Origin of the sequence: Paenibacillus sp. FSL E2-0201, from assembly GCF_037963325.1 — a bacterium.
Taxonomy (GTDB): domain Bacteria; phylum Bacillota; class Bacilli; order Paenibacillales; family Paenibacillaceae; genus Paenibacillus_AQ.
The window spans coordinates 1,960,838-1,975,379 of the sequence record NZ_CP150154.1 but is presented as its reverse complement, the minus strand read 5'-3'; the positions used below and the strand labels follow the sequence as shown (position 1 = coordinate 1,975,379).

The following is a 14,542-nucleotide window of genomic DNA, read 5'->3' as shown; positions in this document are numbered from 1 at the left end:
CGCACGTAAACTTTTCGCTCTGATACTCTCCCTAGGCAGGGAAGAAAAAAAAGAAGCTCGGGCGCGGAAAACAACGCGGCCCGAACTTCCAACATACAACCTAGAACAAAACCATAGAACGACGTCCATGAACGAAGTCCATAAACAAGGAACAAACAATGATCAACAATTATAGGGAGTTTTCCCCCTACCCTACCTCAAGGCATCCTTAACAACAAACGCTAACCCTGAGCCCAACCCTTCCGATGAGCATAAATAGCCAACTGGGTACGGTCATCCAGCTCGCATTTCATCAGCAGGTTGCTGACATGCGTCTTCACCGTCTTGATGCTGATATGCAGCTCCTCGCCGATATCCTTGTTGGTCTTGCCCTCAGCAATAAGCAGCAGGACCTCCTTCTCACGCTCCGTCAAGCCGGAGGAATCACCTTGCACAGTACGCTGGCGAATGCCACGCGTCAGCGCTTGCGATACATCACCAGTCATGACAGGCATACCACGGAATGCGCCTTGCAGAGCGTAGATCAGCTCCTCTGCTGACACGGTTTTGAGCACATAGCTGACTGCTCCAGCTTCTATAGCGTCCACAACGAGATCATCCTCAAGGAAGCTGGTCAAGATCACGATTTTGAGACCAGGAAATTCTGACAGCACTGCACGAGTAGTCTCCACACCATTCATCACAGGCATCATCAGATCCATTAGCACGAGATCAGGCAACCCTTCATGTCCACCGGCACGCAGCATCTCCAGTGCTTCCTGTCCATTGGCTGCCTCTCCTATAACCTCAAACGTCGGCTCCAGCATCAGATATGTTTTAAGGCCCATCCGCACCATATCGTGATCATCTACGAGCAACACTCTTATGACACTCATGCTCTATTCCTCCTCGTCCTCTATATCAGATCCTAGCACTCTTTTTTCCTCTGACTCAGAATTCCCCTGCACAAACTTAGGGATATGTACACGTATGGTCGTTCCTGCACCTTTACGGCTAATAATTTCCACTTGTCCACCTAGTTTCTCCGCACGTTCGCGCATGGTGGTCAGACCGTATGATCCCTGTTTTTGCTGTATATGTTCAAAGCCTTGACCGTCATCGCTAATACTTAGCACAACTTGTCTTGACCCTTCACGCAGCGATAGACTAACTAGCCTAGCTTCAGCATGCTTCACAATATTCGCCATTGCCTCCTGAATAATCAGGAACAGCTGATGCTCAATTGCTTCAGACAGTTCTCCTTGCAGCTCAAGCTCTTTCATTCCTTTTAAGCCGTTCTGGCGGCAATAATCAGGGAACCATTTTTCCAATGCTTCGAAAAGATTCCTGCCTTCCAGCTCCACCGGCCGTAACTGTGCAATAAGTGCTCTCATCTGCTTTTGTGCCATTTGTGACATTGCAATTAACTGATCCATTACCAATTGACCTTGAGCTTCGTTAACCTTCAGCACTTTAGGCAGCGAAGAAGCCGACATATGGATGGCAAAAAGCTGTTGGCTCACCGTATCATGCAAATCCCGGGCCATACGCCTTCTTTCCTCCAACACCGCACTCTCCGCTGCCTGTTCCTTCTCAATAACCTCTTGTTCACCCAAACGCTGCAGAAGCTGCATCTTGTTCTCAACCGTATCCATCATGACATTAAATTCGTGGTACACTCTCGCAAAAGACTGGTCATCACTCTCTGGCATACGTACGGACAGATTCCCTTTTGCTACCTGCAGCATATTTAGATCCAAATGATCAATCCGGCGCTGAATCCGCTGACCTGCCATATAACCGATTACAACAGTGAATAACACGATCCCAAGACATAAGTACAGCCACATTCGATAATCCATAACCTCGATATAACCAAGGCAAGTGCCTGCATACATCAACCCGGCACTTACGGCTCCAGTGAGTAGAAAGTAAAACAACAACAACCATTTGGTATTACTGAATATTGTCCCCATCTAACCCACCGTTTTAACTTTAATATCACCTATAAAAGCACTTACGTTAATACGAACTTTTTTGCCCGCTTCTTTATAATAAGGCGTTTTGCATTGAACACTGCTCATGAATCCACTGCGGGACTGATCCAGAACTTCCATATCGCCGATAAAAGAACTGCTGTTCACTGAGATCCCAAGGTCCATATCATTTGGAATATATACCTTGATGTCACCAATAAAAGCGGAAATATTAATTTTTGTCTCACCATAAGCAATTTGTGCGTTCGTCAGATCCAGTACAGTATCACCAATAAACTGTGAGACATTCGTGTTCTTCAGTTGAAAATGCTCGCGACCCATATGAACATCCCCGATAAAAGCAGAGCGATTGGTTGACTCCTTGTTGTTACTCTCTGTCTCATGGAACTCCTCATGCCATTCCCCATGTCTTCTAGCATGCCGCTCATGACGTTCCTGACGTCTGCGCTCATGACGCTCCTGCTTCTCTTGCCAACGTGATTCAGCGGTGGATTTAAATGCTCCTCCATCCTCATCCTCTTCTTCATCTTTTTGAAGATTAATATTCCAGTCTCGCCCACCAGAAGGTTTACCAAATTTCTGCTCGAATTGCTCATCTAGCGTGGAATCCAGCGGCTTTGGCGGCTCCACATCCAACGAGCTTTTTCCTGAAGGAAAGTAATCTGGCGGTGACGGCGGAGCTGGCGGCACTGGAGGTACTGAACCTCTAGGTTTAAAAATCACATAAAGACCGCCGCCAATCAGCATGATTGGAATGAACATTTTGAAAAAATCCCCGGCTGAAATATCGAACCAGTCCAAATTCCGCCCAAGGAAGAATACTCCGATCGCCAGAAAGAAAAAACCTCCGATTGGTGAAGATCCACCTTTTGAATGTTCGTCTCCCGTTCCCAGAAGCCGTTTCATCCCCATTAGGATCAAGATAACAGGCCAATAATTTGAGATCACATAGCCTAAGCTGAAATCGGTGTAACCCAATTGTCTGAGTAGAAACATGGCTCCAATCCCTATCAGGATCAAGCCGCCAAAAATCTGACTTGTGAACCTTCTTTTCATATTCCATTTCCCCTTTAAATTAGTGGAACGCTCTCTTCTTCAATCTTATAGCCTTAGTCTACAGGAAGAAAGCGCTCATAAACAGCGGCGAGAGAAGGAACTTCCACTCAGTCTCTAGACGGAGACGTTTGGGATATTATTCTATATACTACTATATATACATAAAAAAAGACCGCCCCTCAGTTATAAACTGATCTGGGACGGTCTCTTTATTCAGCAGTCTTCTGCATCAGCAGCGCATTATTGTTGCGGTTTCTGAGCTGGTTTAGAAGTATTTCCACTTTGCTTAGTAGTGCCGTCGTTCTCAACAGCAAACTCAGCATTGTATTTTTCATTCGGTGTTTTGTAGTTTTCTTGAACTTTAGATTTTTTATTATTAGCCACGGAATTCACCTCCCTTATCCCTTATGCAGCATAGATAATGCTTACTAAGAGAACATCTCGGATGAGGCTAACGCTCTGCCCCAGTCCGTATTATGGCAAGGTGATGTCACTATTATGCATGGCCAAGTGAAAATAAGTTCAATCCGCCAAATTCATTGAAATACAATTCTAAATTTAGATGGATTCTTCCAGCAGAGATTGCGGTACAGCATTATAAGTCTCAATCGCCTGGGTAAGCTTCTTCAGCATGACTTCCGTACATGTTCCGTTACCACGCTTAATGAGCTGAACCACAACTGATTTTTTACCCCATTCCTTATACACCTGTTTCGTAGTAGCAAAATACAAATCAATCTTCCGCCCTTTAATGGCAGATCCTGTATCAGCAACGATGCCGTATCCATAACCAGGTATATAAAGTATACTCCCTAACGGGATTACCTTAGGGTCAGCAGCAATAGTCGAGACTGTATTCTTATCTCTACGTACTTTCACACCTGAATAGGTGATTCCGTATTCGGGATGTTTAGATGTTTTACCTGTAGATTCATAACCCGCAGTATAACCCGTCGCCATCACTTTCATTGAAGTAATAATCTGGTCAGGAGCTGGTGCAGCTACAGGAATAGAATTCGGTGATTTTGAAGCGCCAGTGCCTCCATTCCCTTTGGCAGTCGGTGCTTTGGTGGCTGGAGCCTTGGTAGTTGGAGCAACAGTGCTTTGTGGTGACTTTGTAGATACTGGTTTATTTATTGTTGTCGCAGGTAATACAGGTGAGCTTGCATGTGACTCATTAAACAATATCGTGGCACGGCCTGTCGTTAGAACGACTTGTTGTTCTTTGGTTCTCAGTGAACCAGAGTTAGTTTGGGTATGTTGCACCTCGTTCGAAAGCGTTTTGCTCATGCTTGTGTGTTGTAACGTGTCTCCTGTCCCACTAGCCACAACTGCTTGATGCTTTGATTCAGGAATGATACCTGCAGCAGTTAACAGTAGAACTATTGTGACGAAAAGACACCAAAACCTCTGAAATATGCCCATTTTGTTCATGTGATAAACCTCCCCCTTATTAGCGAAGGTTTCCCGATTCACAAAATTTTATACATGAAGATCCATTTTAGATCCACATGCGCATATGACAGAGGTCGTTATTAAACATACTTTTGGTGTAGATTATTTCATGTAATTAGGAGATTACACGGTCTGCAATTTCCTGAGCCAGTAGCTCAATCACTTCTTGAAGTGGCTTAGCTCCAATATCGCCTTCCCCACGCTTACGGATGGAAACTGTCTCGGCATTCATTTCATTCTCGCCGACTACGAACATGTATGGCAGCTTCTCCAGCTGAGCTTCACGGATCTTATAACCAAGCTTCTCATTACGCAAATCTGCCTCAGCAGAGATACCACGGCGACGCAGCTTGTCCGTAACTTCCTTAGCATAATCGTCGAAGGCAGTGGAGACAGGAATAACTTTAACCTGCTGTGGAGACAGCCAAAGCGGCAGTGATCCGGCAAAGTTCTCTAACAAGAAAGCAACAAAGCGCTCCATAGTACCTAAAATACCGCGGTGTAGAACGACTGGGCGGTGTTTCTGACCATCGTCACCGATGTATTCCAATTCAAAGCGTTCAGGCAGCAAGAAGTCGATCTGTACAGTGGAGAGAGTCTCTTCTTTGCCTAGTACAGTCTTGATCTGTACATCCAGCTTCGGACCGTAGAAGGCAGCTTCGCCTTCTGCTTCGTAGAACGGCAGACCAGCTTCTTCTACAACCTCACGCAGCATGCGCTGTGCAGTTTCCCACATTTCGTCATTTGCGTAATATTTCTCAGTATCCTTAGGATCACGATAAGACAACCGGAAACGGTAGTCATTAATACCAAAGTCACTGTAAACCTGTTTAATCAACTCGATTACACGAATGAACTCGCCTTTAATTTGATCCAGACGGCAGAAAATATGGGAATCATTAAGAGTCATTGAACGTACACGGTGCAAGCCAGTCAATGCTCCAGACATTTCATAACGGTGCTGGATACCCAGCTCAGCAATACGGATCGGCAGATCACGGTAGCTGTGCATGGAGCTCTTATAAATCATCATGTGATGTGGGCAGTTCATTGGACGAAGCACAAACTCTTCATTATCAATAGTCATTTTAGGGAACATGTCCTCTTGATAGTGCTCCCAGTGTCCAGAAGTTTTATATAGTTCAACATTACCAAGCACCGGAGTATATACATGCTGGTATCCTAAACTTGCTTCCAGATCCACAATGTAACGTTCTAGAATACTGCGCAGTTTAGCACCCTTAGGTAGCCAGATCGGCAAGCCTTGGCCTACCAATTGATTAAATGTGAAGATTTCAAGCTCTTTACCCAATTTACGGTGATCGCGTTTCTTCGCTTCTTCAAGCAGACGAAGATGCTCATCGAGCTGTGCTTTTTTAATCCAAGCTGTACCGTATACGCGTTGAAGCATTTTATTCTTGCTATCGCCGCGCCAGTAAGCACCAGCTACATTCATCAATTTAAAGACTTTGATTTTGGAAGTAGACGGAACGTGTGGTCCACGACACAAGTCGAAGAATTCACCTTGTTCATAGATCGAAATCACACTATCTTCAGGCAACGCTTCGATCAGTTCAAGCTTATAAGGATCACCTAGCTCCCCGAACATTTGGAGCGCTTCCTTGCGACTAACTTCCTTACGTACGATTGGCAGGTTTTCAGAGATAATACGATCCATTTCCTTTTCAATCTTTAGTAGATCCTCAGGATTAAGTGGATGTTCCAAATCCATATCGTAGTAGAAGCCATCTTCGATAACCGGGCCTACACCTAGCTTAACTTCCTTTGTTCCGTACAAACGTCTTACAGCTTGCGCCATCAAGTGGGCAGTACTGTGACGCATAACTTCCAAACCTTCAGGTGAATCCAAAGTTACGATTTCAATCAATGCGCCTTCCTCAAGCGGAGTGGACAGATCCACGACAATACCATTCAATTTCCCTGCCACCGCGTTCTTGCGAAGTCCACTACTAATAGAAGCCGCTACATCATCAATATTACTACCTTCTGCGTATTCCCGAACGGAGCCGTCCGGCAGTTTAATACTTACCATTTAAATTCCTCCTTCATTTCCTTAAGCCAACCAACAATTTTAAATTTTGCGAAACGGAAATATCCACGCACAAAAAAACGCCCGTCCCGCAAAGGGACGAGCGATTGCACCCGTGGTTCCACCCAAATTTGATTCTCTCAATCCGCTCTTAAATCAGAGTTGAGACAGAATCCTTCGTAAGCATGGAGTAACGACCATGAACCGGCGGTTCTTACTATCCCATCTCTGGGAATTCATAACCGCAGCTACAAAGGGGTAAATCAATAGTAGATACCGGAGGAAATTACAGCCTATGTTCCCTCTCTCTGAACGGTCCAGAACAATCGATTCATATCTTTGTCAATGCTGTTAACGTGAATTATGGAGTAATTATAAATCTGTCCTCTCTGACAGTCAAGTCTGTAGAGGGGGCAAAATTTTGTAAACCCCGGGCACCAGTTACCGATACGTACAGTTCTACACCCTGGAGATCCGCCTAGAACTGTCCTTAAGAGGTTACTCTTCTCGTCGTTTCCTTTCAGGTAAGCGGCCTGCACGTTTCAAAGACTCACGCAGCAAGTATTCGATATGTCCGTTTACACTGCGAAATTCCTCTCCCGCCCAACGTTCCAACGCCTCATGCAGATCCGGATCGATCCGCAATGGAAAGCTTTTCTTGGCCGCCATGATGCACCGCCTTAATACAACGAGCCGGTGTTAATGACCGGACTCGCTCCGCGCTCCGACACGATCGCCACCATCAGATTATTAATCATCGCTGCTTTACGTTCTTCGTCAAGCTCGACCACACCGCTCTCTTTAAGCTGTTTAATCGCCATATCAACCATGCCAACTGCACCTTCTACGATAATTTGACGAGCTGACAGAATGGCAGAAGCTTGTTGCCGCTGCAACATTGTACTGGCAATTTCTGTTGAATAAGCCAAGTGTGTAAGTCGGGCTTCAATAACTTCTACACCAGATAAAGACAAGCGCTCTTGTAGCTCAGACGCTAATTCTTTAGCAATTTCGTCTGCATTGGCACGCAAGGACATGCCGGATTCATTGAAGTTATCATAAGGGTATTTGCTGGCTACATGACGCAGTGCAGTCTCGCTCTGAATCTCTACGAAAGCCATGTATTTATCTACATCAAAAAGAGCTTTAGCAGAGTTAATCACCTTGAAGACAATAACTGCAGCAATTTCAATCGGATTACCTTCAACATCATTGACCTTAAGCTTCACACTGTTAAAGTTACGAACGCGCAGGGAAACCGTCTTGCGTACGCTGAACGGAATGACCGCGAACAATCCACTCGTTGCAATAGTCCCTACATATTGCCCGAAAAAGGTAACAACGACCGACTTATTGGGCTGTACAACCGTAATACTAGTACATAGAACCCCAGCTACAACGAACAGAATAACCGGCACTGCAACATACTCCTGAACAGCACCATAAATTCCCCCAGCTAAACAAACTGCAATCAATGCGATAACCCAAAATCCGCTGACAGGACGAAGCGTCTTCTCCTTCATAAAAAAGCACCCCCATAAGATATTCTTTTGATATGATTATGATATCACTTTTGGATAATAATGTGTATACAGAAATGTAATAAAATAATGAATTTATGTTCACAGGTAAATACCGGTATAATCCGTCCCGCACAAAAAACGCTTGTTTATCATTCATCCCTTAAAGAAGATGAACAATAAACAAGCGTTAAATATATCCGTATGATATTAATATTAGTTCTGCATGATGAAATCATTATCAATCTTCGCATTAGCATCATCGAACACGCGCAGAATATCGTAGCGTGTATTCCGCTGTGCCGGGATTTTGCCTGCTTCGCGGATCAGCTGAGTAATCGATTCGATATTGACCTTGTAGGTCGCGCCCGCAGAAGATACTACGTTTTCTTCAATCATCGTACTGCCGAAATCGTTGCAGCCATATTGAAGGGAAAGCTTACCGACCTCTGGTCCCATTGTAACCCAAGAGGACTGGAAGTTCTTAATGTTGTCTAGAACAAGACGACTAATGGCTACCGTCTTCAGATATTCCTCAGGTGTTTGTCTATCCAGCTTCAGGTTGGTATTGTCCGGTTGGAATGTCCAAGAGATAAAGGCCAAGAAACCCTCTGAATCATATTTGTTGGCAATACACTCGTCCTGAGCCTCACGCACACGAAGTAAGTGCAGTGCCCGTTCTTCCATACTCTCACCAAGACCAATGACCATCGTAGCTGTCGTATTCATACCGATCTTATGCGCTGTCTGCATGACGTCCATCCACTCGCGCCATGAGCCTTTAAGTCGGCTGATCTTGCGGCGTGTGCGATCATCGAGAATTTCCGCACCCCCACCTGGTAATGAATCCAGACCAGCAGCATGGATTTCACGTACCACTTCCTCGAGCGATAATCCAGATACTTCTTTCATCTTCATAATCTCTGCAGGAGAGAAAGAATGCATTGTAATCTCAGGAAAACGTTGCTTAATTCCACGAAGTATATCGGTATAATAGCTGAAAGGAAGATTTGGGTTCGTACCGCCTTGCATCAGTATTTCTGTACCATTTACAGCGATAGTCTCAGCGATTTTTTGGTAAATCGTCTCATCCGGCAGTACATAACCCTCATCAGAGCCCGGTCTGCGATAAAATGCGCAGAAACGACAGTAGACATCACATACATTCGTATAGTTAATATTACGACCAATTACAAACGTGGCCATCGGGTCTGGATGCCAGCGTTCCATTATGGTGTTTGCAGCAGCACCCATTTTCTCAATTTCGTTGCTCTCGAACAGTCGGATGGTATCTTCCAATTGAAGACGTTCACCCCGTAGGGCTTTGTCCAAAATAAGATCTATCGCACTCATCGTTCGCATCCTCCTTTTAAACCCTTAGGGGTATTGGTAGAATCACAGAATAACAGGAAGAAAAAACGTTGTCTCCTTATCAAGACGACAACCCTTTCTCATACAAATGAACAGTTCATTTCCTCATCGTATCACAATCTGAACAGCTTGAAAAATGCTTTTACATTCTTCGCAAAATCCTATCCAGAAGAAAAGCAGCATCGCACTAAGCGATACTGCTAGTTATACTCTATTTCTCCACCAACGCTCGATGGAACATATCCTTCTGTTACTCGGACTCAATTTCCGCCCTAGCGGCCTCTAGTGCGCGGCCAAGATCAGCAATCAAATCTTCAGCATGTTCAATACCGACGGAGAAGCGAAGCAAACGATCATCTACACCCACTGCATTTCGAATCTCCAAAGGAATATCAGCATGTGTCTGTACAGCCGGATACGTCATAAGTGACTCTACGCCGCCCAGGCTTTCTGCGAATGCAATAAGACGAATATGGCGAAGAAGCGGCTCTACGTATCTGGCATCTTTTAATTTGAAAGAAAAAATACCGGTATTGCCTGAAGATTGGCGATTCTGGATTTCATGTCCCGGATGATCCGGCAATCCTGGATGGAACACTTCCGCAATCGCTGGATGCTCTAGTAAGTAGTGGGCGATGGCCAGTGCATTGCTCTCGTGACGCTCCATACGCAGCGCCAATGTCTTCAAGCCTCTCATCAACTGATAACTGTCTGTCGGTCCGAGCACAGCGCCAATAGAGTTATGTAGAATAGCTATTTCAGCTGATAGTTCTACACCCTTGGATACAATTAGACCTGCCAGCACATCATTATGCCCACCCAAATACTTAGTAGCACTATGAACTACAATATCCGCACCTAATTCTATAGGCCGTTGGAAGAATGGGGTCAGCAGCGTATTATCTACAATACTAAGTAACCCATGGTGACGTGCCCAAGTACAAACGGCTTCAATATCCGTGATCATCATTAGTGGATTCGTTGGCGTTTCAATAAATACAGCTTTCGTATTGGGACGACGCGTAGCTTCCAGTGCATCCAAATCATTCGTGTCTACATAAGAAGCAGTGATTCCAAACTTGGACATAATCCGTTCCAACAAACGATAGGTACCGCCGTAAAGATCCAGTGAAACGATCAGATGGTCGCCTTGAGCGAACAAGGTAAGAACCGTTTGTATAGCCGCCATCCCTGAGCTACAAGCAAATCCTGCATCTCCAGATTCTAGTTCTGCAGCTTTATTCTCAAGCACTGAACGGGTCGGACTCTTGGTGCGGCTATAATCAAACCCTGTGCTCTGACCGAGTTTTGGATGACGAAATGCCGTTGCATTATAAATCGGAAAATTAATTGCTCCAGTGGCTGGATCTTCTTGAGAACCTATTTGAGCCAGTCTGCTTTCAATCCTAAGTTTGTCATCCATGATTAATGCCTCCTAATTTATATTGTAGCGCTGTTATTAATAAACAATGGGGTCGATATCATAAGGCGTTTCTTGATATACATAGTAATTGAGCCAGTTAGAGAATAATAAATTGGCATGCGCGCGCCACACTGCTGGAGGTGTACGATCGGGATCATCTTTAGGGAAGTAATGTTTCGGCAAAGCCATCTCCATCCCTCTTGTCACATCACGGTCATATTCCCATTTCAAGGATAGAGGATCATATTCGGAATGTCCGGTCACAAATATTTGTTTACCGTCGTTTGTAGCCACTAGATACATACCAGCTTCTTCGGATTCCGCCAGAATCTGCAGATCTGGATTATTCTCAATATCTTCACGTGAGACATCGGTATGACGGGAGTGTGGTACATGGAATACCTCGTCAAAGCCGCGCAACAATTTAATGTTATTTTGATTAATCGTATGAGCGAAGACGCCAAAGCATTTCTCAGGCAATGCCACTTTACGAACACCAAAATGATGATATAAGCCTGCCTGTGCCGCCCAACAAATATGCATGGTTGAAGTCACATTGTCCTTGCTCCATTCAAAAATCTCTTTCAGTTCTTCCCAATACGATACTTCCTCGAACTCCATTTGTTCTACAGGAGCACCTGTAACGATTAAGCCATCCAAACGGCGGTGGCTGATCTCGTCAAAGGTTTTGTAAAAGCTCTTCAAATGTTCAGCAGAAGTATTCTTGGAAATATGGGAACGTGGATGAAGTAAAGTAACATCAACTTGTAGTGGCGAATTTCCAATTAAACGCAGCAATTGAGTCTCTGTCGTCTCTTTAGTCGGCATGAGGTTCAGAATAGCAATCCGTAGTGGACGGATATCCTGATGGAAAGCCTGACTTTCGTCCATCACAAAAATATTTTCTCCGGATAGTACTTCTTTCGCCGGTAAACTGTCGGGAATTTTAATTGGCATTGTCTTTCCACTCCTTAGCTGAATTTAGTTGTTTTGCCGCACTGCGGCTTGCTGAACAATAAAAAGACCTTCCTCGGAAATCGAGAAAGGTCATATCTACAGTCATATGCGCCTCTCTCATCTGCCAGAATGTTCCTGAAGACGATTAGACGTCTGCAGAAATTCCGCAAGAATTAGCACCGTGCGTTTACACGCCGGTTGCCGGGTTTCATAGGGCTAGTCCCTCCACCTGCTCTTGATAAGATTTAGCTGTATTCAATTAAATTACTTTAAAATTCACTTTAAATCATGAACCTCCTTTTCGTCAAGTCCATACAATGCTGAAGAAGCCTCAAAATCACAATAAATTTGCTTGAAAGAGGCATACTCCGTTGTTATACTAGACAAGTATTTCATACCTGAACGAAAAGAAGAGGTGAGAAGAAGAATGGAAGGCGACCCGAGCTCGCAAATATGTGTACAGAATGAGCAACCACACAGGATAATCATCAGCTTGCCGGCGGCGGGAGCAGTTCTTCTTCATGTCCTCGAAACGTCATTTGGCCCTATGTATTGATTGTAACGCCGGCCAAGCTGATTTTTTTCCCTGTGCTTAATTTAGCAGTCCCTGGTGAAGACCTGGGGATAGGAGGAGTGAAATCAGATGAAAATCCGGCTGGTAAATGCAGGGGTTTTTACACCTATTGATGAAATTGATGAAACACTAACACCCCCAACGGAAGGGTTCTATTGGATTGACGCCGATGTAGAGGATTTGGAGCTGCTTCAGCCTTTGTTCAACCTGCATGATCTTGCTGTTGAGGATTGCCTTAGCGAAGAGGATCAGCGTCCGAAGATCGAAATATACGAAAGTCACTACTTTATAGTTGTTAATAGCATCCGCTTTGATGATGAAGAAATTTTTCTGCGTGCGCTCAATGTATTCCTCGGAAGACATTACATCATCACTGTCACGAAACAAAAGATCAATGAACTACGAATCCTGAAGCCTATGCTCTGGGAGCAAGAAGTAAGTGAACCGGATATGTTCCTTTACTTACTTATTGACCTTGTCGTGGATAACTATTTCTCCGTCGGCGACCGGATTGAAGCCCGGATTGAGAAGCTGGAAGAAGATATCCTCATGCATACCAAGAAGTCACATCTCAGTGAAATTATCGGTCTGCGAAGTGAAATTTTATGGTTAAAAAAAATGCTTGGGCCACAAAAAGAAGTGATCAATACCCTAAACAAAAAAGACCTCCGTCTGATTGATGATCAGCTTCAGAAATATTTTAGCGACATTTATGAAAATGCAGTTAAAATATCTGAAACCTTTGAGACCTATCGCGATCTCATGGGCAACTTACGAGAGGCATACCAATCCAGTATCGCCAACCGAGCGAATGAAATTATGAGAGTGTTTACTGCGATCACAACAATATTCATGCCCCTGACCGTAATTACCGGAATCTACGGTATGAACTTTGATCATATGCCCGAGCTTCATACGAAATACGGCTATTATGGCGTTATAGGCGTCATGCTGACCTTAGGTTGTGGGATGCTGTATGTTTTCCGCAAGAAGGAATGGCTATGAAACGAATCGGACGAATAAGCAAGACGAAGGCCCTGTAACCGTAAGGTATAAGGAAGCCTTCGTCTTTTTGGTATGTGAAAAATTAAAAACTGGTCGCCATAGCCACTTTATGCGTTTGCTCTCGACGGAAACGGATGCGGATCAACCGCAGACGCTCATAATAAACATCCAATCCTTCAGCAGCGGAAAAATCGTCACCATACACCTTATGTAGCACCGGTTTTAGGAAAAGATCCCCGAGCTCCACGTAGGCATTCCATACCGCTTCCTGCTCATTCTGCGGCATATTGCCAAGCTCTACATGGATCAGCTTCTCCACAGAATAACCTTCTCTTTCTAGTTCCTCTACCGCTTCAATCAATTCACGCCGATTTACTCCACTATTCACTTTAAGCTGTTCCAACCCTAGCCCATTCTCGATACCCTGTAGCAGAATCCTCCGTAAACGCAGTCGTTCTAGCTGTTTCTTATATTTGACCTCTTTCTGTTTATAAAGCCAAGATACAAAAGACTCCTCTTCGATTACTTCATGAACCCAATTTAGAGGAAAGGAATGTTCCCTTGCCGCCGCAGTAGTTATAGCCAGCCAATCGCCCCCAAACTGCGCTACCTTACCTTCTCCTACACCTGGAATTTGCAGCAGCTCCTCTGGCGTATACGGCAAAAATGTGCTTAACAAGCGCAATAGACGATTGCTGGCGAGAATATAAGGCGCCTTCCGTTCACTCGAAGCCTTACCACGGCGCCAGGCACATAACTCCTCATAAACAATTTCATTCCCATGATGTTCGCTGTAATATTGAAGCTTCAGCTGTTCCTGATTACGTCCAGTAAGACTATCCTCCTCGTGGAATATCCCATCTATTAAGGGTCGATAGCCATCTCCCATCTTCACCGCTAGCTCATGCCTGTATACACAGAGCATTTCATTCCAAGATCCACCTTCATACCATAAATTCTCGATGTAATTCTCCCCTCCTGAGAAATCACGCCAGCCCAAACTCCAGATCCCCTCTTCCTCTCCAATCCACAGCTGGGCGTACACCTCTTGATCCACTCCAGATATTCTGGATAAACGGTTCATAAATACAATTTGCATATTCATCCCTACCTTTCTCAGCTTACAGCAAGCACAATAACCTCCCGGGAAGAGCC

Annotated in this window: 13 protein-coding genes and 1 riboswitch; of the genes, 1 reads left to right on the top strand and 12 read right to left on the bottom strand. The window is 44.7% G+C overall.

Annotated features, from left to right (window positions below):
• Positions 1–221: 221 nt before the first annotated feature.
• The 11 genes from NSU15_RS08685 to metA all read right to left on the bottom strand — a co-directional run bounded on the left by NSU15_RS08685 (position 222) and on the right by metA (position 11,808).
• Positions 222–875: a response regulator transcription factor gene (locus NSU15_RS08685; protein WP_042186223.1), complete on the bottom strand. Its 654-nt coding sequence runs from the start codon at positions 873–875 to the stop codon at positions 222–224.
• 3 nt (positions 876–878) lie between these two features.
• Entirely contained in the window at positions 879–1,955 is a 1,077-nt protein-coding gene (locus NSU15_RS08680) for a sensor histidine kinase (protein WP_042125653.1), read from the bottom strand.
• A complete protein-coding gene (gene liaF, locus NSU15_RS08675) occupies positions 1,956–3,032 on the bottom strand; it encodes a cell wall-active antibiotics response protein LiaF (RefSeq protein WP_339289919.1) in 1,077 nt (358 codons plus the stop codon). It lies immediately after the preceding gene.
• 240 nt (positions 3,033–3,272) lie between these two features.
• Positions 3,273–3,416, bottom strand: coding sequence for a hypothetical protein (locus NSU15_RS08670; protein ID WP_156114753.1), 144 nt, complete (start codon positions 3,414–3,416; stop codon positions 3,273–3,275).
• A gap of 174 nt (positions 3,417–3,590) precedes the next feature.
• Entirely contained in the window at positions 3,591–4,466 is an 876-nt protein-coding gene (locus NSU15_RS08665) for a 3D domain-containing protein (protein ID WP_339289917.1), read from the bottom strand.
• Between the two features lie 136 nt (positions 4,467–4,602).
• On the bottom strand, positions 4,603–6,540 hold the full coding sequence (gene thrS, locus NSU15_RS08660; RefSeq protein WP_042125650.1) for a threonine--tRNA ligase: 1,938 nt from the start codon (positions 6,538–6,540) through the stop codon (positions 4,603–4,605).
• Between the two features lie 495 nt (positions 6,541–7,035).
• On the bottom strand, positions 7,036–7,206 hold the full coding sequence (locus tag NSU15_RS08655) for a toxin-antitoxin system HicB family antitoxin (protein ID WP_042125648.1): 171 nt from the start codon (positions 7,204–7,206) through the stop codon (positions 7,036–7,038).
• An 11-nt stretch (positions 7,207–7,217) separates the two neighbouring features.
• A complete protein-coding gene (locus NSU15_RS08650; RefSeq protein ID WP_339289914.1) occupies positions 7,218–8,060 on the bottom strand; it encodes an SPFH domain-containing protein in 843 nt (280 codons plus the stop codon).
• A gap of 213 nt (positions 8,061–8,273) precedes the next feature.
• On the bottom strand, positions 8,274–9,410 hold the full coding sequence (gene mqnC, locus NSU15_RS08645; protein WP_042125644.1) for a cyclic dehypoxanthinyl futalosine synthase: 1,137 nt from the start codon (positions 9,408–9,410) through the stop codon (positions 8,274–8,276).
• 268 nt (positions 9,411–9,678) lie between these two features.
• Positions 9,679–10,851, bottom strand: a complete 1,173-nt coding sequence (locus tag NSU15_RS08640; protein ID WP_339289912.1) for an aminotransferase class I/II-fold pyridoxal phosphate-dependent enzyme — start codon at positions 10,849–10,851, stop codon at positions 9,679–9,681.
• 36 nt (positions 10,852–10,887) lie between these two features.
• Positions 10,888–11,808, bottom strand: coding sequence for a homoserine O-succinyltransferase (gene metA / locus NSU15_RS08635; RefSeq protein ID WP_339289910.1), 921 nt, complete (start codon positions 11,806–11,808; stop codon positions 10,888–10,890).
• 114 nt (positions 11,809–11,922) lie between these two features.
• Positions 11,923–12,053: riboswitch (SAM riboswitch) on the bottom strand.
• 398 nt (positions 12,054–12,451) lie between these two features.
• On the opposite strand from metA, the gene corA reads away from it, so the two are divergent.
• On the top strand, positions 12,452–13,387 hold the full coding sequence (gene corA, locus NSU15_RS08630; RefSeq protein WP_042125638.1) for a magnesium/cobalt transporter CorA: 936 nt from the start codon (positions 12,452–12,454) through the stop codon (positions 13,385–13,387).
• Positions 13,388–13,469: 82 nt separating this feature from the next.
• Here corA and NSU15_RS08625 read toward each other — a convergent pair whose 3' ends face one another.
• On the bottom strand, positions 13,470–14,486 hold the full coding sequence (locus NSU15_RS08625; protein ID WP_339291291.1) for an HRDC domain-containing protein: 1,017 nt from the start codon (positions 14,484–14,486) through the stop codon (positions 13,470–13,472).
• Positions 14,487–14,542 lie beyond the last annotated feature (56 nt).

Coding starts and splice junctions, on each gene's coding strand:
- NSU15_RS08685 (WP_042186223.1), bottom strand. CDS start 875: ATGAGTGTCATAAGAGTGTTGCTCGTAGATGATCACGATATGGTGCGG.
- NSU15_RS08680 (WP_042125653.1), bottom strand. CDS start 1,955: ATGGGGACAATATTCAGTAATACCAAATGGTTGTTGTTGTTTTACTTT.
- liaF (WP_339289919.1), bottom strand. CDS start 3,032: ATGAAAAGAAGGTTCACAAGTCAGATTTTTGGCGGCTTGATCCTGATA.
- NSU15_RS08665 (WP_339289917.1), bottom strand. CDS start 4,466: ATGAACAAAATGGGCATATTTCAGAGGTTTTGGTGTCTTTTCGTCACA.
- thrS (WP_042125650.1), bottom strand. CDS start 6,540: ATGGTAAGTATTAAACTGCCGGACGGCTCCGTTCGGGAATACGCAGAA.
- NSU15_RS08655 (WP_042125648.1), bottom strand. CDS start 7,206: ATGGCGGCCAAGAAAAGCTTTCCATTGCGGATCGATCCGGATCTGCAT.
- NSU15_RS08650 (WP_339289914.1), bottom strand. CDS start 8,060: ATGAAGGAGAAGACGCTTCGTCCTGTCAGCGGATTTTGGGTTATCGCA.
- mqnC (WP_042125644.1), bottom strand. CDS start 9,410: ATGAGTGCGATAGATCTTATTTTGGACAAAGCCCTACGGGGTGAACGT.
- NSU15_RS08640 (WP_339289912.1), bottom strand. CDS start 10,851: ATGGATGACAAACTTAGGATTGAAAGCAGACTGGCTCAAATAGGTTCT.
- metA (WP_339289910.1), bottom strand. CDS start 11,808: ATGCCAATTAAAATTCCCGACAGTTTACCGGCGAAAGAAGTACTATCC.
- corA (WP_042125638.1), top strand. CDS start 12,452: ATGAAAATCCGGCTGGTAAATGCAGGGGTTTTTACACCTATTGATGAA.
- NSU15_RS08625 (WP_339291291.1), bottom strand. CDS start 14,486: ATGCAAATTGTATTTATGAACCGTTTATCCAGAATATCTGGAGTGGAT.